This is a genomic window from Modestobacter sp. SYSU DS0657 (assembly GCF_054050925.1).
In genome coordinates, this window is the sequence record NZ_JBJHAG010000002.1 from 35,992 (window position 1) to 55,723 (window position 19,732).

A 19,732-nucleotide genomic window follows, 5' to 3' on the forward strand; every position below is an offset into this window, starting at 1 on the left:
CCATCCTCGCAGGGTGGGGCGCCCGGACCGCGTTCCGGCGCCCGGGACGGGCGGCGGACCCGCGGCACGCCGTGCCACGATGGAGTGATGATGCCTCAGCAGGTCCCGACCGTGCCGGCTGCCGAGGTCCCCGAGGACGCCGTCGTGCTGGACGTCCGCGAGGACGACGAGTGGGCCGCCGGCCACATCGACGGGGCCACCCACATCCGGATGGGCGACGTGCCGGCGCGGCTGGACGAGGTGCCCGAGGGCGACCCGGTGTACGTCACCTGCCGCAGCGGGGGGCGCTCGGCCCGGGTGACGGCGTGGCTGAACCAGAACGGCTACGACGCGGTGAACGTCGGCGGCGGGATGGGCGAGTGGGACGCCGCAGGCCGCCCGATGGTCAGCGAGACCGGCCGCCCGCCCTACGTCGTCTGACGCCCGCGGGAGCATCGCAGGGAGCGCCAGCGACCGAGGAGCGGACCGTGGGCGGAGGGCGACCGGCGTGCGACGTCGTCTGACGCCCGCGGGAGCATCGCAGGGAGCGCCAGCGACCGAGGAGCGGACCGTGGGCGGAGGACGACCGGGGTGCTACGTCGTCTGAGGGAACTCCGCGAAGCGGGCGCGCAGGTCCTTCTTGGAGAACTTGCCGACGCTGGTCTTGGGCACCTCGTCGATGAACTCGACCGCGTCGGGCAGCCACCAGCTGGCCACCTGCGGCCGCACGTGGTCGAGGATCTCCTGCTCGCCGGCGGTCTCGCCCGGCTTGAGCACGACGCAGGCCAGCGGTCGCTCGCCCCACTTCGGGCTGGGGACGGCGACCACCGCGGCCTCGGCCACCGCCGGGTGGCTCATGATCGCGTTCTCCAGCTCGACCGAGGAGATCCACTCGCCACCGGACTTGATCAGGTCCTTGGTGCGGTCGGCGATCCGGATGCTGCCGAAGGCGTCCATCGCCGCGACGTCGCCGGTCCTCATCCACCCGTCGGGCGTGGTCAGCTCGGTGCCGGGGTCGGCGGCGTAGTACTCCTGCGCGCACCACGGCCCGCGCACCTGCAGCTCGCCGGTGGTGACGTCGTCCCAGGGCAGCTCGTCGGTGGTGCCGGCCTCGACGATGCGGGCCTCGACGCCGAACAGCGGGATGCCCTGCCGGGCTCGCTGGGCGGTGACGGTCTCCGGGTCGGCGTCGGCGTACCGCCGGGCCAGGACGCCGCCGGAGGCGACCGGGTGGGTCTCGGTCATGCCCCAGGCCTGGTAGATGGGCAGCCCGACCTGCTCCTCGTAGGCCTGCGACAGCGCGGCCGGCACGGCCGAGCCGCCGCAGCCGATCTTGCGCAGCCGGTGCGGGCGGCCGGCCAGGTGCGGCAGCATCCCCTGCCAGATCGTGGGCACCCCGGCGGTGAAGGTGACGCCCTCGTCGACGATCAGGTCGGCCAGCGCCTGCGGCTGCATCATCGCCCCGGGGAACACCATCGCCGCCCCGGCCGCGGGAGCCGCCTGCGCGATGCCCCAGGCGTTGGCGTGGAACATCGGGACGACGGGCATCGCGACGTCGTCGACGCCGATGCCGAAGCCGTTCGGGGCGATCACCGCCATCGTGTGCAGCACCGTCGAGCGGTGCGAGTAGACGACGCCCTTCGGGTTGCCGGTGGTGCCGCTCGTGTAGCACATGGCCGCGGCGGACCGCTCGTCCCGGACCTCGAACTCGACCGGATCCGCGGCGGCCAGCAGCTCCTCGTAGTCGTGCACCCGCGGGTCGTCGGGCACCTCGGCGTCCCCGCCGTCGTCCATCACGACCACGTGCCGGACGGTGGTCATGGTGTCGACCAGCGGCCACAGCAGCGGCAGCACCGTGCGGTCGACGAAGACGACCTCGTCCTCCGCGTGGTTGGCGATGTAGGTCAGCTGCTCGGGGAACAGGCGCACGTTGAGGGTGTGCAGCACCCGCCCGGTGCAGGGCGCGGCGAAGTAGAGCTCCAGGTGGCGGGCGGAGTTCCAGGCGAAGGTGCCCACCCGGCCGTCGGCGCTGACTCCGAGGGCGTCGAGCACGCCGCCGAGCCGCCGGGTGCGCCGGGCCCACTCGGCGTAGGTGGTGCGAACCTTCCCCGCGGGGCCGTTGGTGATGATCGGGACGTCACCGTGGTGCTGCTCGGCGTGCCGGAAGATCGTGTCGATCGTGAGGGGGACGTCCTGCATCAGCCCGCGCATGGCGGCATGGTGCCAGTGACGCCGCTCACGATCCACTGGGGCAGGATCGGCCCGTGACGGAATCCCCGCAGCAGGTCATCCGCGTCGACGGCGACCGGCTCGTCGGGCCCGGCGGTGGCACCGTGGTGCTCCGCGGCCTGGGCCTGGGCGGCTGGCTGAACATGGAGAACTTCATCACCGGCTACCCGGGGACGGAGTCCCAGCAGCGCCGCGCGCTGCGGGCGGCGCTGGGCGAGGAGGGGTACCGGCGCTTCTTCGACCGGTTCCTCGACGACTTCTTCACCGACGCCGACGCCGCGTACCTGGCCTCCCTCGGCCTGAACTGCGTGCGGATCCCGTTCAACTACCGGCACTTCGAGGACGACATGCGCCCCGGCGAGTTCAAGGCCGAGGGCTTCCGCCGGCTGGACCAGGCCGTGGACGCCTGCGCCCGCGCCGGGATCCACGCGATCCTCGACCTGCACGCCCTGCCCGGCGCGCAGAACCAGCACTGGCACAGCGACAACCCCACCCACTGGGCCCACTTCTGGACCCACCGGCACTTCCAGGACCGCGTCGTCGGGCTCTGGGAGGCGCTCGCCGAGCACTACCGCGGCAATCCGTGGGTGGCCGGCTACAACCCGGTCAACGAGCCCGGCGACGCCGTCGGCGAGGCGATCGGCCCGTTCTACCGGCGGCTGGAGTCCGCGATCCGCGCCGTCGACCCCGACCACGTGCTGTTCCTGGACGGCAACCGCTACTCCACCCAGTTCGACCAGCTGGGCGACCCGCTGCCCAACACGGTCTACACCGCGCACGACTACGCGCTGCCCGGCTTCGTCGACGGCGGCCCCTACCCGGGGGTGAGCCGCGGGAGGTTCGTCGACCGCGCGGTGGTCGAGCAGACGTTCCTGGAGCGGACGGCGTACATGCGCGAGACCGGGACGCCGATCTGGGTCGGTGAGTTCGGGCCGGTCTACACCGGCGACCCGGAGCGCGACGCCCAGCGGTACCAGCTGCTGCGCGACCAGCTGGAGATCTACCGCGAGCACGGGGCGAGCTGGGCGCTGTGGACCTACAAGGACATCGGCCTGCAGGGCCTGGTCACCGTTCCGCCCTCCTCGCCCTACCTGCAGCGGATCGCGCCGGTGCTGGCGAAGAAGGCCCGCCTGGGCGTGGACTCGTGGGGCTCGACGGACGCCGGCGTGCGGGACGTCCTGGAGCCGATCGAGCAGCTGGTCGCCCGGGAGTTCCCCGACTTCCAGCCCTATCCGTGGGGTCAGCACCGGTGGCTGCACGGGATCATCCGGCACGTGGTGCTCGCCGAGGCCATGGCCGGTGACTTCGGGCGGGCGTTCGAGGGCGTGCCGCCGGAGGAGGCCGAGGAGCTGGCCGGGGCGTTCGCGTTCGACCGGTGCTCCGTCCGGGAACCGCTGGCCGAGCTGCTGCGCACCTCCGCCTGAGCCGGCACGTCGTCCGGGACGGGCTGGGGCGGCTTCCCTGCCCGAACCGCGATGAACCCGTCGTTACGGGAACGTGACCACCGATCGGGTCACCGAACTTGACGCACCAGGGTTGTTAGCGCTCACACTGTCTCGGCTCGCACAGGCGCGGGCCTGCCGCCCCACGGGTGCTGGCAGCGTCTCGAGGAGGAGATGTAGTGCGCAAGGAGCTCAAGCTGACCGCCCTGGGGGCGGCGCTGGCCATTGGTCTGACCGCCTGCGGTGGCGGCGGCGCCGGCAGCAACTCGGACACCGCGGAGGCGGACCCGGGCGACCTCACCATCGGCGTCGCGATGCCGACGGAGACCTCGGAGCGGTGGATCGCCGACGGCGACAACGTCCGGTCCCAGCTCCAGGACGCCGGTTACAAGGTCGAGCTGCAGTACGCCGGGGACGACATCCCCACCCAGTCCCGCCAGATCGACCAGATGATCACCGAGGGCGTGGACGTCCTGATCGTCGCCGCGATCGACGGCACCGCGCTGGCCCCGCAGCTGGAGGCCGCAGCGGCCGAGGGCATCGAGGTCATCGCGTACGACCGGCTGATCCGCGACACCGAGAACGTCGACTTCTACGTGACGTTCGACAACGAGGCCGTCGGCGAGGCGCAGGCCAACGCGCTGCTCGTCGGCCTGGGCCTGCAGAACCCCGACGGCTCGCCCGGCGAGGCCACCGGCCCGTTCAACATCGAGCTGTTCGCCGGCTCGCTGGACGACAACAACGCGTTCTTCTTCTGGGAGGGCGCCATGTCGGTCCTCCAGCCGCTCATCGACGACGGCACGCTGGTCGTCCCCTCGGGGCAGACCACCATCGAGCAGGCCGCCACGCTCCGCTGGCAGCAGGAGACCGCGCAGTCGCGCATGGAGACCCTGCTGACCTCGAACTACAGCGGTGACACCCAGCTCAACGGCGTGCTGTCCCCCTACGACGGCATCTCGCGCGGCATCATCACCGCCCTGCAGAACGCCGGCTACGGCCCGGCCCTGGACTCGCAGCCGCGGCCGCTGCCCGTCGTCACCGGTCAGGACGCCGAGATCGCCTCGGTCAAGCTGATCGCCGACGGCGTGCAGCACTCGACCATCTTCAAGGACACCCGACTGCTGGCCGAGCAGGCCGTGGCCGCCGCCGAGGCGTTCCTGGAGGGCGAGGAGCCCGAGGCCAACGACACCGAGACCTACGACAACGGCATGAAGGTCGTGCCGTCGTACCTGCTCCCGGTCGAGACGGTCTACGCCGACAACATCCAGTCGGTGCTCGTCGACTCCGGTTACTACACCCAGTCCGAGGTGGAGTCCGGTCAGGCCGACTGACCTGCTGGGTGCGGGAGGCCGTCGACCCGGCCTCCCGCACCACGCGGTCGGGCCGGCCCCGGCCGGTCCGACCGCGGTCGGACCCGGTGGCGCACGCCGCCGGGCCCGACCGTCCCAGCGGCACGCCTGCCCGGGCGCGCCCGCACCACCGGCACACCAGCACCAGTGAATGAGACGACGGAGTCCATGGCCGACCACATCCTCGAGATGCGCAGCATCACCAAGACGTTCCCGGGCGTGAAGGCGCTCTCGGACGTGACGCTGGCCGTGCAGCGCGGTGAGGTGCACGCGATCTGCGGCGAGAACGGCGCCGGCAAGTCCACCCTGATGAAGGTGCTGTCCGGGGTGTACCCGGCCGGCACCTACGAGGGCGAGATCGTCTTCGACGGGCAGCCCTGCTCGTTCGGGGGCATCCGCGACTCCGAGCACGCGGGGATCGTGATCATCCACCAGGAGCTCGCCCTGGTGCCCTACCTGTCGATCGCGGAGAACATCTTCCTCGGCAACGAGCGACGGGGTCGCGGTGGCCTGATCGACTGGAACAAGGCCAACGCCGAGGCCGCCGACCTGCTCCGCCAGGTGGGCCTGGACGAGAACCCGGCCACCCCGGTCGGCCAGCTCGGCGTCGGCAAGCAGCAGCTGGTGGAGATCGCCAAGGCGCTGTCCAAGGACGTGAAGCTGCTGATCCTGGACGAGCCGACCGCAGCGCTCAACGACACCGACTCCGCGCACCTGCTCGGCCTGATCCGCGGTCTGCGCGAGCGCGGGATCACCTCGATCATCATCTCGCACAAGCTCAACGAGATCGACGCGATCGCCGACCACACCACGATCATCCGGGACGGCCAGACCGTCGAGACGCTGGACATGGCCGACCCGGCCGTGACCGTCGACCGGATCATCAGCGGCATGGTGGGCCGCACCCTGGACTCCTACTACCCCACGCGCGAGTCGCACCCGGGGGAGGAGGTGCTCCGGGTCGAGGACTGGACGGTCAAGCACCCGACCCAGGACCGGCTCGTCGTCGACCACGCCTCCTTCGACGTGCGCGCCGGGGAGGTGGTCGGCATCGCCGGGCTGATGGGTGCTGGGCGGACCGAGCTCGCCATGAGCATCTTCGGCCGCTCCTACGGCACCTACGTCGGGGGCCGCCTGTTCCTGCACGGCCGGGAGGTCACGGCCCGCAACGTGGCCGAGGCGATCGACGCCGGCATCGCCTACGCGACCGAGGACCGGAAGAAGTACGGCCTCAACCTCATCGACGACATCACGCGCAACGTCTCGGCCGCGGCGCTCGGCAAGCTCTCCAGCCGCGGTTTCGTCGACGCCAACGAGGAGACGAAGGCGGCGGAGGAGTCGCGGACGTCGATGAACATCAAGGCGCCGTCCGTGCTGTCCGTCGTCGGCAAGCTCTCCGGGGGCAACCAGCAGAAGGTCGTGCTGAGCAAGTGGCTGCTCACCGACCCCGACGTGCTGATCCTCGACGAGCCGACCCGCGGCATCGACGTCGGCGCCAAGTACGAGATCTACACGATCATCAACCGGCTCGTGGCCGCCGGGAAGGCAGTCGTGGTGATCAGCTCCGAGCTGCCCGAGCTGCTCGGCATCTGCGACCGCGTCTACACCCTCTCGGCCGGCCGCATCACCGGTCAGCTCCCCGTGCGGGAAGCAACCCAGGAACGCCTCATGACCCTCATGACCCAGGAGAAGGAGCCGGTCGGATGACCCACACCGTCGGTCCGACGTCGGAGCCCGAGGCCGAGTCGGCCACCGCGCCCAAGGACGTCGCCCCCGCCGCCGCGCGCACCGCTGGCACCAGCGACGTGCGCTCGCTGTTCACCCGCAACCTGCGGACCAGCGGCATCTACATCGCCTTCGTGGCGATCGTGGTGCTGTTCACGGTCCTGACCGACGGTCGGCTGCTGTCGTCGGGCAACGTCACGAACATCGTCCTGCAGTACTCCTACATCCTGATTCTGGCGATCGGGATGGTCATCGTGATCATCGCGGGGCACATCGACCTGTCGGTCGGGTCGGTGGTCGCGGTCACCGGTGCGGTCTCCGCGGTCCTGGTGATCCGCGAGGGGCTCCCGTGGTGGGTCGGCGTGCTGGCCGCGCTGGCCACCGGGCTGGCGATCGGGGCCTGGCAGGGCTTCTGGGTGGCCTACGTCGGCATCCCGGCCTTCATCGTGACGCTCGCCGGCATGCTGCTGTTCCGCGGCCTGACCCTGCAGGTGCTCGACAACGTCTCGCTGTCGCCGTTCCCCCGCGAGTACGGCCAGATCGCCTCCGGCTTCAGCAACGGGCTGATCGGCGGCAACGGCTACGACGCGTTCACGCTGCTGATCTTCGGCGTCGCAGTGGTCGTCTACGCCTACACCCAGTTCCGCAACCGGCAGACGCAGCTGCGCTACGACCAGCAGGTCGAGTCGTTCCCGCTGTTCGTCGCGAAGATCGTCGCCGTCGCCGCTGTGGTCATGGCCTTCGCCTGGAAGCTGGCCACCGCCCGCGGGCTGCCCTACGTGCTGATCATCCTGGCGGTGCTCATCCTCGTCTACGGCGTGGTCACCAAGCGGACCGTGTTCGGTCGCCAGGTCTACGCCATCGGCGGCAACCTCGCCGCGGCGACGCTGTCCGGGGTGAAGGTCAAGACGGTCAACTTCTGGATCTTCGTGAACATGGGCTTCCTGGCCGCCGTGGCCGGGGTCGTGTTCTCCTCCCGGTCGAACGGGGCCCAGCCGAGCGCCGGCCAGATGTTCGAGCTCGACGCCATCGCGGCGGCGTTCATCGGCGGCGCCGCCGTCACCGGCGGCGTGGGCACGGTGGTGGGGGCCATGGTCGGCGGTCTGATCATGGCCGTGATGACCAACGGCATGACCATCATGGGCGTCGACCAGTCGCTGCAGTCGGTGGTCAAGGGGCTGGTGCTGTTGCTGGCGGTGGCCTTCGACGTCTACAACAAGCGGCGGGCAGGCGCCTCGCGCTGACGCCGGGGTCCTCGCGCCGACGCCGTCGGCGCGAGGACGACCGCGACCGGGGGTGGCAGCGGAGCCACCTCCACGGGAGGGGAGACGGTGCTGACGCAGGGGCCGGCACGAGCGCGGGCGATGTCCGACGTGGCAGCGCACGCGGGGGTCTCCCACCAGACGGTGTCCCGGGTGGTCAACGGCCACCCCAACGTCGCCCCCGGCACCAGGGCGCGGGTGCTGCAGGCGATCGCGGAGCTGGGCTACCGGCCCAACACCGCCGCCCGCGCCCTGGTGACCGGATCGACCCGCACCCTGGGTCTGGTCACCTCGCACATCAACCAGTACGGCCCGGCGCAGACGCTGCTGGGCCTGGAGAAGGCCGCGCGTGCGGCGGGGTACTCGCTGGGCGTCGCGATCCTCGACGAGGACAGCGAGGCGGCGATGCGCGAGGCGGTCGACCGCTTCGTGGCCCAGTCGGTCGACGCCGTCGTCGCGCTGTCCACCTACGGGCAGGCGGTCGACGCGCTCCGGCGTTTCGAGTCGCCGGTGCCGCTGATCGCGGTGCAGGTCGGCCGGGACGAGAGTCGGCCCACCGTCTGGGTCGACCAGCAGGTCGGTGCGGCGCTGGCCACCCGGCACCTGCTCTCGCTGGGGCACCGCACGGTGCACCACGTGACCGGCCCGGGTGACTCGCTGGAGGCCCGCGGGCGGGTGATCGGCTGGCAGGCGGAGCTGGCGAAGGTGGGCGCCCCGGTGCCGGCCCTGCTGCACGGCAACTGGCTGGCGTCCTCCGGGCACGCCGCCGGGCTGGAGCTGGCCCGACGGGCGCGCTCCGGGGAGGACGTGACCGCCGTCTTCGTGGCCAACGACCAGATGGCGCTCGGGCTGCTCAACGCCCTGCACGGGGCGGGGCTGTCGGTGCCCGGCGACGTGAGCGTCGTCGGCTTCGACGACATCCCGGAGGCGGCGTACTTCACCCCGCCGCTGACGACGGTGCGCCAGGACTTCGCCGAGCTGGGCCGGCGGGGGGTGCAGCTGGTGCTCTCCCGGCTGCGGGGCGAGCAGAGCGAGTCCCAGCCGGTGCTGCCCGCCCTCGTCGTCCGGGAGACGACCGGCCCCGCACCCCTCCGCTGAGCGTCCGGCGCGTGGTCCACCGTCCCACCCACGGGGAGCGAGGACAGCTTGACCGGACTGTTGTTAGCGCTAACAATCCACTCACGTTCCGCGGCCCACGGTCGACCGGATCACCGGCACCAGACCACGGGACCAGGCCTGTCACCGATGGGCGGAAGGGACTCCTGACATGACGACCGACGCTGTCGCAGCGATCACCTCGGGCCGCACGGCGCTGGGCATCGAGCTCGGCTCCACCCGGATCAAGGCGGTGCTGATCGGCCCCGACCACGCGCCGCTCGCCGTCGGGGCCTCCGACTGGGAGAACCAGCTGGTCGACGGGTTGTGGACCTACTCGCTGGACGCCGTCTGGGCCGGCGTGCAGCAGAGCTTCTCGGCCCTCGCCGACGACGTGCGGCAGCGCCACGGGGTGGAGCTCGCCGGAGTCGGTGCCCTCGGGGTGTCGGCGATGATGCACGGCTACCTGCCGTTCGACGCCGAGGGCCGGCTCCTCACCCCCTTCCGCACCTGGCGGAACACCAACACCGGCCGGGCGACCGAGCGGCTCAGCGCGGAGTTCGGGGTCAACATCCCGCACCGGTGGAGCGTCGCGCACCTCTACCAGGCCGTCCTGGACGGCGAGGACCACCTCGGCCGGCTCGACCACCTGACGACCCTCGCCGGGTACGTGCACTGGCAGCTCACCGGCGAGCAGGTGCTCGGCATCGGGGACGCCAGCGGCATGTTCCCGATCGACCCCGCCACCGGCGGCTACGACGCCGCCATGCTGGCCCGGTTCGACCAGCTGGCCGCCGAGGCCGGGGTGGAGCTCACCCTCGCCGAGCTGCTGCCGGCCATCGCCGTCGCCGGGCAGCCGGCCGGCACGCTCACCGCGGCGGGCGCGGAGCTGCTCGACCCGACCGGCCGGCTGCGCCCCGGCGTCCCGCTCTGCCCGCCCGAGGGCGACGCGGGCACCGGCATGGTCGCCACCAACTCGGTGGCGCCCCGCACCGGCAACGTCTCCGCCGGGACGTCGATCTTCGCGATGGTCGTGCTCGAGGGTGAGCTCGCCGGGGTGCACCGCGAGCTGGACCTGGTCACCACGCCGGCCGGCGACCCGGTGGCGATGGTGCACTGCAACAACGGAGCCAGCGAACTGGACGCCTGGGCCGGTCTGTTCGCCGAGTTCGCCCGGGCGCTGGGCTCTCCGGCCGACCCGTCGGAGGTCTTCGCGACCCTGTTCACGGCCGCGCTGGACGGGGCCGCCGACTGCGGAGGGATGCTCGCCTACAACTACCTCTCCGGCGAGCCGATCACCGACCTCGAGGAGGGCCGCCCGCTCTTCCTGCGGTCCCCCGACAGCCGGCTCGACCTCGGCACCTTCATGCGCACGCACCTGTTCTCCTCCCTGGCCACGCTGCGCATCGGCATGGACGTGCTGCAGAAGGCCGAGGGCGTGCGGCTGGACCGGATGTTCGCCCACGGCGGCATGTTCAAGACCGCAGGCGTGGCCCAGCGGTTCCTGGCCGCCGCGATCGACACGCCGGTCTCCGTCGGTGACGTCGCCGCGGAGGGGGGTGCCTGGGGCATCGCCGTCCTGGCCGCCTTCGCCACCGGGCGGGCGCCGGAGCAGAGCCTGCCCGACTACCTGGACACCGCGGTCTTCGCCGGCACGAGCCTGGTGACCGCCGAGCCCGACCCGGCCGACGTCGCGGGCTTCGACGCCTTCATGCAGCGGTACGTCGCCGGGCTCCCGGTCGAGCGCGCCGCCGTCCAGCACGTGGCCACCGGCTCCCAGCCGACCGAGCCGTCCGACCCCACCTCCGCAACCCTGACCGAGGAGCAGCCGGCATGACCGCCACCGCCGACCCGCAGGCCCGCACCGAGCGGGGCACCCACCGCGCGCAGCGCGAGCACGTCGCCCACCTGCACTCGTACCTCACCCGCTACGAGCTGGTCACCTGGACCTCCGGGAACGTCTCCGAGCGCGTGCCGGGCGAGGACCTGTTCGTCATCAAGGGCAGCGGCGTCGAGTACGACGAGCTGACCTGGGAGGGCATCACCGTCTGCGACCTCGACGGCAACGCCGTCGACGGGGTGAAGGCGCCGTCGTCGGACACCGACGCGCACGCCTACGTCTACCGGAACATGCCCGAGGTCAACGGCCAGGTGCACACGCACAGCACCTACGCCGCGGCCTGGGCGGCCCGGCACGAGGAGATCCCCTGCGTGCTCACCGCGATGGCCGACGAGTTCGGCGGTCCGATCCCGGTCGGGCCGTTCGCGCTGATCGGCGACGACTCCATCGGCCAGGGCATCGTCGCCACCCTGCAGGGGCACCGCTCGCCGGCGGTGCTGATGAAGAACCACGGCGTCTTCACCATCGGCCCCTCGGCGAAGGCGGCGGTGAAGGCCGCCGTCATGACCGAGGACGTCGCCCGCACCGTGCACCTCTCCCGTCAGCTGGGGGAGCCCGTCCCGATCGCGCAGGCGGACATCGACTCGCTCTACGCGCGCTACCAGAACGTCTACGGCCAGCGCTGACGCGCCGGCCCCGAGGTAAGGACCTGTACGTGGCATTCGAGGACAACGAGGTCTGGTTCCTCACCGGCAGCCAGGGGCTGTACGGCGAGGAGACCCTGCAGCAGGTGGCCGAGCAGTCCCAGCGGGTGGCGGCCGCCCTCGACGGGTCGTCCGACGTCCCGGTCCGGGTGGTCTGGAAGCCGGTGCTCACCGACGCCGGCGCCATCCGCCGGCTGATGGGCGAGGCCAACGAGACGCCGTCCTGCATCGGCGTCATCACCTGGATGCACACCTTCTCCCCGGCGAAGATGTGGATCTCCGGGCTGGACGCGCTGCGCAAGCCGCTGCTGCACCTGCACACCCAGGCCGACGCCGCCCTGCCGTGGGCGACGATCGACATGGACTTCATGAACCTCAACCAGGCCGCCCACGGCGACCGGGAGTACGGGTTCATGCTCACCCGGCTGCGCACGCCGCGGACCACGGTCGCCGGCCACGTCAGCAACCCGCGGGTCGCCCGGCGGGTGGGCTCCTGGGTGCGGGCCGCCGCCGGTGCGGCCGAGGCCCGCGGGCTGAAGCTCGCCCGGTTCGGCGACAACATGCGGGACGTCGCGGTGACCGAGGGCGACAAGGTCGAGGCGGAGATCCGCTTCGGCATGTCGGTGAACACCTGGGGCGTCAACGACCTGGTGGCCGCGGTGGAGCGGGTGGCCGAGCCGGCCGTCGACGCGGTGATCGCCGAGTACGCCGACCTGTACGAGATGGACGCCGACCTGCGCCCCGGCGGCGACCGGCACCACAGCGTCCGCTACCAGGCGCGGATCGAGGTGGCGCTGCGCCAGTTCCTGACCGAGGGCGGCTTCGGCGCGTTCACCACCAACTTCGAGGACCTCGGCGGCCTGCGCCAGCTGCCCGGCCTCGCCGTCCAGCGGCTGATGGCCGACGGGTACGGGTTCGGAGGTGAGGGCGACTGGAAGACCTCCGCCCTGCTGCGGGTGCTCAAGGTCGCCGGCGCCGGGCTGCCCGGCGGCACCTCCTTCATGGAGGACTACACCTACGACCTGGCGGCCGACCGGCCGACGATCCTCGGCGCCCACATGCTCGAGGTGTGCCCGACGATCACCGGGGAGAAGCCGCGCCTGGAGGTGCACCCGCTCGGGATCGGCGGCCGCGAGGACCCGGCCCGGCTGGTGTTCACCGCCGCGCCCGGCGCCGGGGTCACCATCGGCTGGTCGGACCTGGGCGACCGGTTCCGCTGGGTGGCCAACGAGATCGACGTCGTCGAGCCCGCCGAGGCGCTGCCCAACCTGCCCGTCGCCCGGGCCGTCTGGGCACCGCGGCCGGACTTCGAGACGGCGACCGAGGGCTGGCTCACCGCCGGCGGCCCGCACCACACGGTGCTCTCGACCCAGCTGGGTGCCGAGGAGCTCACCGACCTGGCCGAGGTGTTCGACACCGAGCTGGTGCTCATCGACGCCGACACCACCCGTCGGAGCCTCGCCAAGGAGCTGCGCTGGTCCGCGGCCTACCACCGCCTCAACCAGCGCCTCTGAACTCCGGTCACCCGCGGCGGCATCCCCCGAGCGGTCGCGGGTGACCGGATCCCACCCCGACGCCCGGGCCAGGGACCCCTGGCCGGGGCGTCGTCGTTCGATCGGCGAGGCGAGACCGGGGTGGCCGCTCATCGATCGGCCGCGGCACATCGATGCACTCGCGGCCCATGGACTGCGCACAGCTCCTGCGAAGTACGGCTGCGCATCGTGAGTGCCATGACGGAGATCGCCACGACCACCGCCCCCGCCCGACGACGACCTGAGCGGCCCGCCACCAGATGGATGACCGCCATGCTGCTGGCCGGCAGTCTCGCCCTGGGCGGATGCAGCACCGCCACGGCCGACACTGCGACCAGCTCCTCGACGAGCAGCTCGACCACGGACGCAGCGGCGACCTCGACCGCCGACGCCACCACGACCGCGCAGACCATCAGCGACACCGCGGCCGCTGCCGAGGCCTTCCTCGCCACCCTGAGCGAAGAGCAGCGCGAGGCGGTGCTCTACGCCTACGACGACGAGACCAAGACCACCTCCTGGTCCAACTTCCCCGTCACCTTCGTCGAGCGCGCCGGCCTGAACCTCACCGACCTCACCGAGGAGCAGCAGACCGCCGCCCTGGCCGTGCTCGAGTCGCTGCTCAGCGAGGAGGCCTACCAGACCGTCACCGCCATCATGGGCGGGGACGAGTACCTGCTCGAGAACTCCAGTTCCACGGAGGAGAGCCTGGGCCAGTACTACATCGCCTTCTTCGGCGACCCGTCTGACACCAGCGCCTTCGAGGTGCAGTTCGGCGGCCACCACCTGGGCATCAACGCCACCCTCGACGGCGCCGCCGACACGCTCACGTTCGCCCCGACCCACCTCGGGGTGCAGCCGGCGGTCTACACCGACGCCGACGGCAACGAGGTGCAGCCGTTCGACGGCATCTACACCGACGCGTTCGCCTTCTTCGACAGCCTCACCGCTGAGCAGCAGGCGACCCTCACCTCGGGTGAGGTCAGCTCCTGCGCCCCCGGCGACACCTGTGACTTCGCCACCGGGGCCGGACTCACCGGCGCGGACCTGACCGAGGAGCAGAAGCAGCTGCTGCTCGAGCTCATCGCCAACTGGGCGGGGATGGCCGACGAGGAGAGCACCGCGACCACCCTCGCCGAGATCGAGGCCACCCTCGACGACACGGTCGTGGCCTGGTCGGGTGAGACCACCTACGACATGAGCACCGGCGACGGCATCTCGTTCTCGATCTCCGGGCCGAACGTGTACATCTCGTTCCAGGCGCAGGACGGGTCAGCCGGTGCGGACGTCGAAGGTGTCTCCACCAGCGGCTGGGGTCACGTCCACACCATCTACCGCGACCCGACGAACGACTACGCCGGCAGCGTGACGCAGCAGGCCGCCTCCGGCATGGGCGGTGGCGGAGCCCCCGGCGGCGGTGAAGCACCCGGCGGCGGAGCACCCGGCGGCGAAGCACCCGAGGGTGGCGCCCCGTCCGACGAGTGACGGCCACCCGACCACACCGGTCCTTCCACGAACGTCAGGGGTCCGTGAATCGGGCCGCGACCTCGGGCACGGGTCTCGGGCCAGTTGACCCGTTGGTCGACCTGCGCGAATGCACCGGAGGACCGGTGAGGTCGGATGCGGCCCATCAAAGGGTGGTCGTGGGCCGCCGTTCCGGGACCCCTCTCCGGTCACGCACTGCGAGACGGCCCTCCGCTGGTCGCTCTTCGTCTCCCGGGCCCGGAATCGGTCGGATGGTGGTCTGGTCGTCACGGGGCGGTTCGGCCAGCGTTCGATGAGCAGTGCCCCGGTACGGCTCGGGTGAGCAACGCCGTGCTCAGCCGATCCGGCGCTTGTTCCCCCGCGAGCGCGGTGACCACCTGGGCCGAGGGGGACGTGGCGCGTCCTTGCTCCAGGCGCAGCACGTAGTCGACCGACAGGCCGGCGAGCTGGGCGAGCTCCTCGCGGCGCAGCCCGGTGCCCGCCGGTTGGTAGCCGGGGTGATGCCGGTGTCGGTGGGGGAGAGGCGGTCGCGCCAGGTGTGGAGCAGGGCCCCGAAGCTGAGGTCGTCCACGAGGCGCTTGTGCGGCATGAGCCCATCTTCTCCGCTGCGTCGCGGATCAGCCTGGGTACTGCTGTCCACCCGCCGGGCAGAGTACTGGTCCACTCCCTCCTCGGCGGCGAACGTGGTCGTTGCGCTGATCAACGGCGCATCGTCCACGTCGCGAGGAGCACCACCGTGCAGCACCACACCATCGTCATGACCGGCGCCAGCCGGGGGATCGGCAACCACGCAGCAGTGCAGATGCTGCGTCAGGCACCCGATCTGCACCTCCCGGTTACCGCCCGCGGATCGGGGGAGGACCTCGCCGCCCAGCTGGTGCGCGACAGCGGCAACCCCAACGTCAGCTGGGTGACCTGCGAGCTCTCCTCGCTGTCCTCCATCCGCTCGGCCGCCGCCGAGATCGGACGCCGCCTCGAGACGGGGGCGCTGCCTCCGCTGACCGGTTTCGTCGGCAACGCCGGGGTGCAGATGGCCAGCGCCAACCGGACCACCCCCGATGACCTCGAAACGACCTTCGCGGTCAACGTGCTGGCCAACCACCTCTTCCTCCGGCTGCTCGGTGACCGCCTCGTCCAGCCCGCCCGCGTGGTGATCACCACCTCCGACACCCACTTCGGGGACTTCCGGCACAACATGGGCATGGTCCCCGCGCCCCAGTGGCGCGCGCCGCGCCAGCTCGCCCGGGCTGGGAGCTCGGCGGCGACCGACACGGTGACCGCCGGGCGCACCACCTACTCCACCAGCAAGCTCGCCGTCATCCACCTCGTGCACGAGTTCAGCCGGCAGCTGCCGGCCGGGGTGGACATCTACTCCTGGAACCCCGGCTTCGTTCCCGGCACCGGCCTGGCCCGCGACGCCAACGCCGTGCACCGCTTCGCGATGAGGTACGTGATGCCGCTGATGGCGCTTACCCCGCTGTCGGTGAGCGCGAAGACGGCCGGACGGCGCCTGGCCGACGTCGTCCTGGGTGACCGCCTCGCCGATAGCGGCGCCTACATCAACCTCGACGAGCCCGAGTCCTCGTCCACCGAGTCCTACGACCCGGCCCGCGAGCGCGAGCTGTGGCAGGCCGCCGACGAGCTCTGCCGGCTCACCTGAACCCTGACCGGCGCTCAGTAGCGCAGGCTGGGGCACGACGGCCGAGTCCCTGCTCAGGAGGCGCATCGGCAACCCGGCCAGCCACCATGCCGGACGCTCACGACCCGGTGACGGGTCAGCGTGCGGTGAGCACCACCGGCAGGTCGTGCAGGCCGCGGATGACGAACTCGGGACGGCGGCGGGCGGGGGCGCCGAGCTCCAGCTGCGACGTCCGGGACAGCAGTGCACTGAAGGAGGCCTGCAGCTCGACCCGGGCCAGCGGCGCCCCGATGCAGAAGTGCACCCCGGCGCCGAAGGAGATGTGCGGGTTGTCGGTGCGTCCGACGTCCAGGGTGTCGGGGTCGGCGAACACCGCCGGGTCGCGGTTGGCGCTGCCCAGCAGGGCGGCGATCCGCTGCCCCTCGGCGACGGTGACCCCGCCGATCGCCACGTCGACGGTGGCGGTGCGCTCGAACAGCTGCAGCGGCGAGTCGAAGCGCATGAGCTCCTCGATCGCGGTGGGCAGCAGCGCCGGATCCTCGCGCAGCCGCCGCAGCTGGTCGGGGTGCTCCAGCAGGGCGAGCAGGCCGTTGCCGCTGACGTTCACCGTCGCCTCGTGGCCGGCGTTGAGCAGCAGGATGCAGGTGGTGACCAGCTCGTCCTCGGTCAGCCGGTCGCCCTCGGAGTCGCGCACCGTGACCAGGTGGGTGAGCAGGTCCTCACCCGGGGTGCGGCGGCGCTCGGCGGCCAGCTCGCGCAGGTAGGCGACGAACTCGGCGGCGGCCCGCTCGGCGTCGTCCTCGATGGCCGTCGTCCGGCCGTACTCGTACATCTTCACGATCGCGTTGGACCACGGTCGCAGCAGCGGCCGGTCGGCGGCCGGGACGCCGAGCAGCTCGGCGATCACCGCCACCGGCAGCTCCTCGCTCATCCCGGACAGGACGTCGACCGGTGCCGACCCGGCCGACCGCTCGACCAGCTCGTCGACCAGGGAGTCGGCCAGCTCCTGCACCCACGGGCGCAGCCGCTCGACGTGCCCGCGGGCGAACGCGGCGCTGATCAGCCGGCGCAGCCGGGTGTGCTCCGGCGGCTCCATCTCCAGGATCGCGTTGCGGTGGATCAGGTTGAACTGGTCGAACCGCTCGGCGGGCGCCTTGTCGCGCCAGATCCGGCCCAGCCGCCGGTCGCGCAGCACCGCGTTGGACTCGGCGTGGGTGAAGGCCAGCCACATGCCGAGGCCCGCGTCCCACTGCACCGGCGCGACGGCCCGCGCTCGCGCGAAGGTGGGGTACGGGTCGGCGACCACGGCCGGGTCGGCCAGGTCCAGGGGAGCAGCAGCCAGCGTCACTGGAGTGACTCTAGCGAGGTGGCGCCGGAGGAGTCTCCTACCCTCGCAGCATGGCCCGTTCCGCATCCCGCAGCCGTCCCGCCGCCCCGGCCGCCGACGGCGAGATCAACCCGAAGGCCCCGTGCCCGTGCGGCTCCGGCCGGCGGTACAAGCACTGCCACGGCTCCGGCTACGCGGCGCCGGTGCGCCGTCCCTTCGAGGGCCTGACGGGCGAGGCCGACTGGGTCGCGCTGCGCGAGCTGGTGCCGGCCGCCACCGCGAAGCTGCGCACCACCGACGGCCGGGAGGTGACGCTGGCCAGCGTGCTGCCCGGCGGCACGCCCGCGCTGGTGCGCGCCAACGGCGAGATCCTGCTCGGCGTCCAGCTGCCCACCTCCTCCGACGACGTCAGCCGCGACCTGGGGACGGCGCTGGCTGCCGCGCTGGAGGCCCCGGCGGGCGCACCGGTCGACCCGGGCCCGATCGGCGCCGCCGGGTCCGCCGGACCGCGGCTGCAGGAGCTGCTGGACACCAGCGCGCCGATGGAGGTCACCGTCCACGACGACTTCGGCTTCTGGCTCGAGGGCGCCGAGCCGAACCCGGCCGCCCAGGCCGGCCTGCAGCAGGCCAACGAGATGGTCATGCCGACCGTCCGGCTCGAGGGCCTGGAGGCCGCGTACTGGTGCCGTCCCTCGGTCGACCGGGCGCACGTGCGCTGGGCGCGGCCCGAGGCCGAGGAACCGCTGCTGGACGCCCTGGCCCGGCTGGCGGCCGCCGGCGAGCTGACGCTGGGGGAGGACACCCGGTACGCCGGCGCCTTCCGCGCTCTCGGCCTCGTCGTCCCGGTGTGGGACGTGCCCGCCGACGTCCCCGGTGCCGACTGGGCGGCCCCGGCTGCCGAGCTGCAGACCCGGCTGACGGCGGCGCTCGCCGTCGACACCCCGCTGACCGCCGACGAGCGGCGGGCCCGCGCGGGTCTTCTCTCCCGCCAGGTCACCCTCCGGTGAGCCCGGGTGCCGCCGTGGCCCGCGGCCGCGGCGGCACCCGGAGGCATACCGTGGTGCCCGCACGGCACGGCTGAGGAGGACGAACGTGGACCACGAGCACGGCGGGATGCACCTGCCGGAGCTGCCGCCGACCACCGGCCGGGTGCTGGCGCTGGACCTGGGCGGGGCCTCCCCGGTGGCCTGGCTGGCCGTGCTGCTCGCCCTGGTCTACGGCGTCGGTCTGTGGCGGCTGCACGCCCGCGGCGTCCGGTGGTCGCCGCTGCGCACCGCCTCCTGGTTCGCCGGCTGCGCCACCACGTTCTACGTCTGCGCCAGCGGGCTGCAGACCTACGGCATGGGGCTGTTCAGCCTGCACATGGTCCAGCACATGGTGCTGACCATGATCAGCCCGTTGCTGCTGCTCGGGGGTGCGCCGGTCACCCTCGCGCTGCGGGCCCTGTCGGCGTCCCCCGGCACCGCCGGGATGCCCCGGCGGCTGGTGCTCTCGGCGCTGCACAGCAGGCTGGGCCGCGCGGTGTCGCACCCGCTGTTCACCGTGCCGCTGTTCATCGTCAGCCTCTACGGCGTCTACTTCACGCCGGTCTTCGACGACCTGATGTCGACGGTGCCCGGGCACACCTTCATGCTGCTGCACTTCCTGGTCACCGGGTTGCTGTTCTTCGGCCCGATCCTGGCCATCGACCCGTGGCCGCGCCGGTCCGGCCACGGCGGCCGGATGCTGGAGCTGCTGCTGCCCGCGCCCTTCCACGCCTTCTTCGGTGTGATCGTGATGATGAGCAGCGGCCTGCTGCTGACCAGCTACGCGAACCCACCGGAGTCCTGGGGCGTCGACCCGCTCTACGACCAGGGCGCGGCCGGCGGCATCGCCTGGTCCTTCGGGGAGTTCCCGACCGTGCTGGTGCTCGCCGTGGTGTTCTTCCAGTGGACCCGGTCGGAGGAGCGGGCCAACCGGGCCGCCGACCGGGCCCGGGAGCGGGCCATCGCCCGGGGTGAGAGCGGCGACGACCCGGAGCTGGTCGCCTACAACGAGCGCCTGCGCCGCCTCGCCGCCCAGCGTCCCTGATCGCCCCTCGTCAGAATGGCCATGTCGGCGGCCCCCCGGGCCGCCAGAATGGCCATT

16 protein-coding genes are annotated in these 19,732 nt (G+C 72.2%); 13 read left to right on the plus strand and 3 right to left on the minus strand.

What is annotated here, in order from left to right; genetic code table 11:
- Nucleotides 1-90: 90 nt before the first annotated feature.
- Nucleotides 91-420, plus strand: a complete 330-nt coding sequence (locus ACI79A_RS01695) for a rhodanese-like domain-containing protein (RefSeq protein WP_457079263.1) — start codon at nucleotides 91-93, stop codon at nucleotides 418-420.
- Between the two features lie 153 nt (nucleotides 421-573).
- On the opposite strand, the gene ACI79A_RS01700 is transcribed toward ACI79A_RS01695, so the two are convergent.
- A complete protein-coding gene (locus ACI79A_RS01700) occupies nucleotides 574-2,190 on the minus strand; it encodes a long-chain fatty acid--CoA ligase (protein WP_457079265.1) in 1,617 nt (538 codons plus the stop codon).
- A gap of 53 nt (nucleotides 2,191-2,243) precedes the next feature.
- Here ACI79A_RS01700 and ACI79A_RS01705 point away from each other — a divergent pair, with 53 nt between their 5' ends.
- The 9 genes from ACI79A_RS01705 to ACI79A_RS01745 all read left to right on the plus strand — a co-directional run bounded on the left by ACI79A_RS01705 (nucleotide 2,244) and on the right by ACI79A_RS01745 (nucleotide 14,639).
- On the plus strand, nucleotides 2,244-3,632 hold the full coding sequence (locus ACI79A_RS01705) for a glycoside hydrolase family 5 protein (RefSeq protein WP_457079267.1): 1,389 nt from the start codon (nucleotides 2,244-2,246) through the stop codon (nucleotides 3,630-3,632).
- Nucleotides 3,633-3,829: 197 nt separating this feature from the next.
- The gene (chvE, locus tag ACI79A_RS01710) at nucleotides 3,830-4,981 is read left to right on the plus strand and encodes a multiple monosaccharide ABC transporter substrate-binding protein (RefSeq protein ID WP_457079269.1); all 1,152 of its coding nucleotides are present in this window, start codon (nucleotides 3,830-3,832) and stop codon (nucleotides 4,979-4,981) included.
- A gap of 165 nt (nucleotides 4,982-5,146) precedes the next feature.
- The gene (gene mmsA / locus ACI79A_RS01715; protein ID WP_457079271.1) at nucleotides 5,147-6,706 is read left to right on the plus strand and encodes a multiple monosaccharide ABC transporter ATP-binding protein; all 1,560 of its coding nucleotides are present in this window, start codon (nucleotides 5,147-5,149) and stop codon (nucleotides 6,704-6,706) included.
- On the plus strand, nucleotides 6,703-7,968 hold the full coding sequence (gene mmsB, locus ACI79A_RS01720; RefSeq protein WP_457079273.1) for a multiple monosaccharide ABC transporter permease: 1,266 nt from the start codon (nucleotides 6,703-6,705) through the stop codon (nucleotides 7,966-7,968). The genes mmsA and mmsB overlap by 4 nt, the downstream gene beginning before the upstream one ends.
- Nucleotides 7,969-8,088: 120 nt before the next feature.
- A complete protein-coding gene (locus tag ACI79A_RS01725; RefSeq protein ID WP_457079275.1) occupies nucleotides 8,089-9,084 on the plus strand; it encodes a LacI family DNA-binding transcriptional regulator in 996 nt (331 codons plus the stop codon).
- A gap of 169 nt (nucleotides 9,085-9,253) precedes the next feature.
- The gene (locus tag ACI79A_RS01730) at nucleotides 9,254-10,918 is read left to right on the plus strand and encodes a xylulokinase (protein WP_457079277.1); all 1,665 of its coding nucleotides are present in this window, start codon (nucleotides 9,254-9,256) and stop codon (nucleotides 10,916-10,918) included.
- Entirely contained in the window at nucleotides 10,915-11,607 is a 693-nt protein-coding gene (locus ACI79A_RS01735; protein WP_457076124.1) for an L-ribulose-5-phosphate 4-epimerase, read from the plus strand. Before ACI79A_RS01730 ends, ACI79A_RS01735 begins: the two co-directional genes overlap by 4 nt.
- A 29-nt stretch (nucleotides 11,608-11,636) precedes the next feature.
- Nucleotides 11,637-13,139 carry an L-arabinose isomerase gene (araA, locus tag ACI79A_RS01740; RefSeq protein ID WP_457079279.1) on the plus strand — a complete coding sequence of 501 codons (1,503 nt, stop codon included), beginning with the start codon at nucleotides 11,637-11,639 and terminating at the stop codon, nucleotides 13,137-13,139.
- Between the two features lie 282 nt (nucleotides 13,140-13,421).
- Nucleotides 13,422-14,639 (plus strand): DUF3500 domain-containing protein, encoded by a 1,218-nt coding sequence (locus ACI79A_RS01745; protein ID WP_457079281.1) that lies wholly within the window; start codon nucleotides 13,422-13,424, stop codon nucleotides 14,637-14,639.
- A gap of 266 nt (nucleotides 14,640-14,905) precedes the next feature.
- On the opposite strand, the gene ACI79A_RS01750 is transcribed toward ACI79A_RS01745, so the two are convergent.
- Nucleotides 14,906-15,175: a helix-turn-helix domain-containing protein gene (locus tag ACI79A_RS01750; protein ID WP_457079641.1), complete on the minus strand. Its 270-nt coding sequence runs from the start codon at nucleotides 15,173-15,175 to the stop codon at nucleotides 14,906-14,908.
- A 200-nt stretch (nucleotides 15,176-15,375) separates the two neighbouring features.
- On the opposite strand from ACI79A_RS01750, the gene ACI79A_RS01755 reads away from it, so the two are divergent.
- On the plus strand, nucleotides 15,376-16,299 hold the full coding sequence (locus ACI79A_RS01755; protein ID WP_457079283.1) for an SDR family NAD(P)-dependent oxidoreductase: 924 nt from the start codon (nucleotides 15,376-15,378) through the stop codon (nucleotides 16,297-16,299).
- 115 nt (nucleotides 16,300-16,414) lie between these two features.
- Here the strand turns inward: ACI79A_RS01755 and ACI79A_RS01760 are convergent, their stop codons facing one another.
- Nucleotides 16,415-17,626, minus strand: coding sequence for a cytochrome P450 (locus ACI79A_RS01760; protein ID WP_457079285.1), 1,212 nt, complete (start codon nucleotides 17,624-17,626; stop codon nucleotides 16,415-16,417).
- Between the two features lie 50 nt (nucleotides 17,627-17,676).
- Between ACI79A_RS01760 and ACI79A_RS01765 the strand changes: the two genes are divergently transcribed.
- Entirely contained in the window at nucleotides 17,677-18,612 is a 936-nt protein-coding gene (locus tag ACI79A_RS01765; protein ID WP_457079287.1) for a DUF5926 family protein, read from the plus strand.
- An 85-nt stretch (nucleotides 18,613-18,697) separates the two neighbouring features.
- A complete protein-coding gene (locus ACI79A_RS01770) occupies nucleotides 18,698-19,675 on the plus strand; it encodes a cytochrome c oxidase assembly protein (protein ID WP_457079289.1) in 978 nt (325 codons plus the stop codon).
- Nucleotides 19,676-19,732: the final 57 nt, after the last annotated feature.

Coding starts and splice junctions, on each gene's coding strand:
- ACI79A_RS01735 (WP_457076124.1), top strand. CDS start 10,915: ATGACCGCCACCGCCGACCCGCAGGCCCGCACCGAGCGGGGCACCCAC.
- mmsB (WP_457079273.1), top strand. CDS start 6,703: ATGACCCACACCGTCGGTCCGACGTCGGAGCCCGAGGCCGAGTCGGCC.
- ACI79A_RS01765 (WP_457079287.1), top strand. CDS start 17,677: ATGGCCCGTTCCGCATCCCGCAGCCGTCCCGCCGCCCCGGCCGCCGAC.
- ACI79A_RS01695 (WP_457079263.1), top strand. CDS start 91: ATGCCTCAGCAGGTCCCGACCGTGCCGGCTGCCGAGGTCCCCGAGGAC.
- ACI79A_RS01700 (WP_457079265.1), bottom strand. CDS start 2,190: ATGCGCGGGCTGATGCAGGACGTCCCCCTCACGATCGACACGATCTTC.
- ACI79A_RS01745 (WP_457079281.1), top strand. CDS start 13,422: ATGACCGCCATGCTGCTGGCCGGCAGTCTCGCCCTGGGCGGATGCAGC.
- ACI79A_RS01725 (WP_457079275.1), top strand. CDS start 8,089: ATGTCCGACGTGGCAGCGCACGCGGGGGTCTCCCACCAGACGGTGTCC.
- ACI79A_RS01730 (WP_457079277.1), top strand. CDS start 9,254: ATGACGACCGACGCTGTCGCAGCGATCACCTCGGGCCGCACGGCGCTG.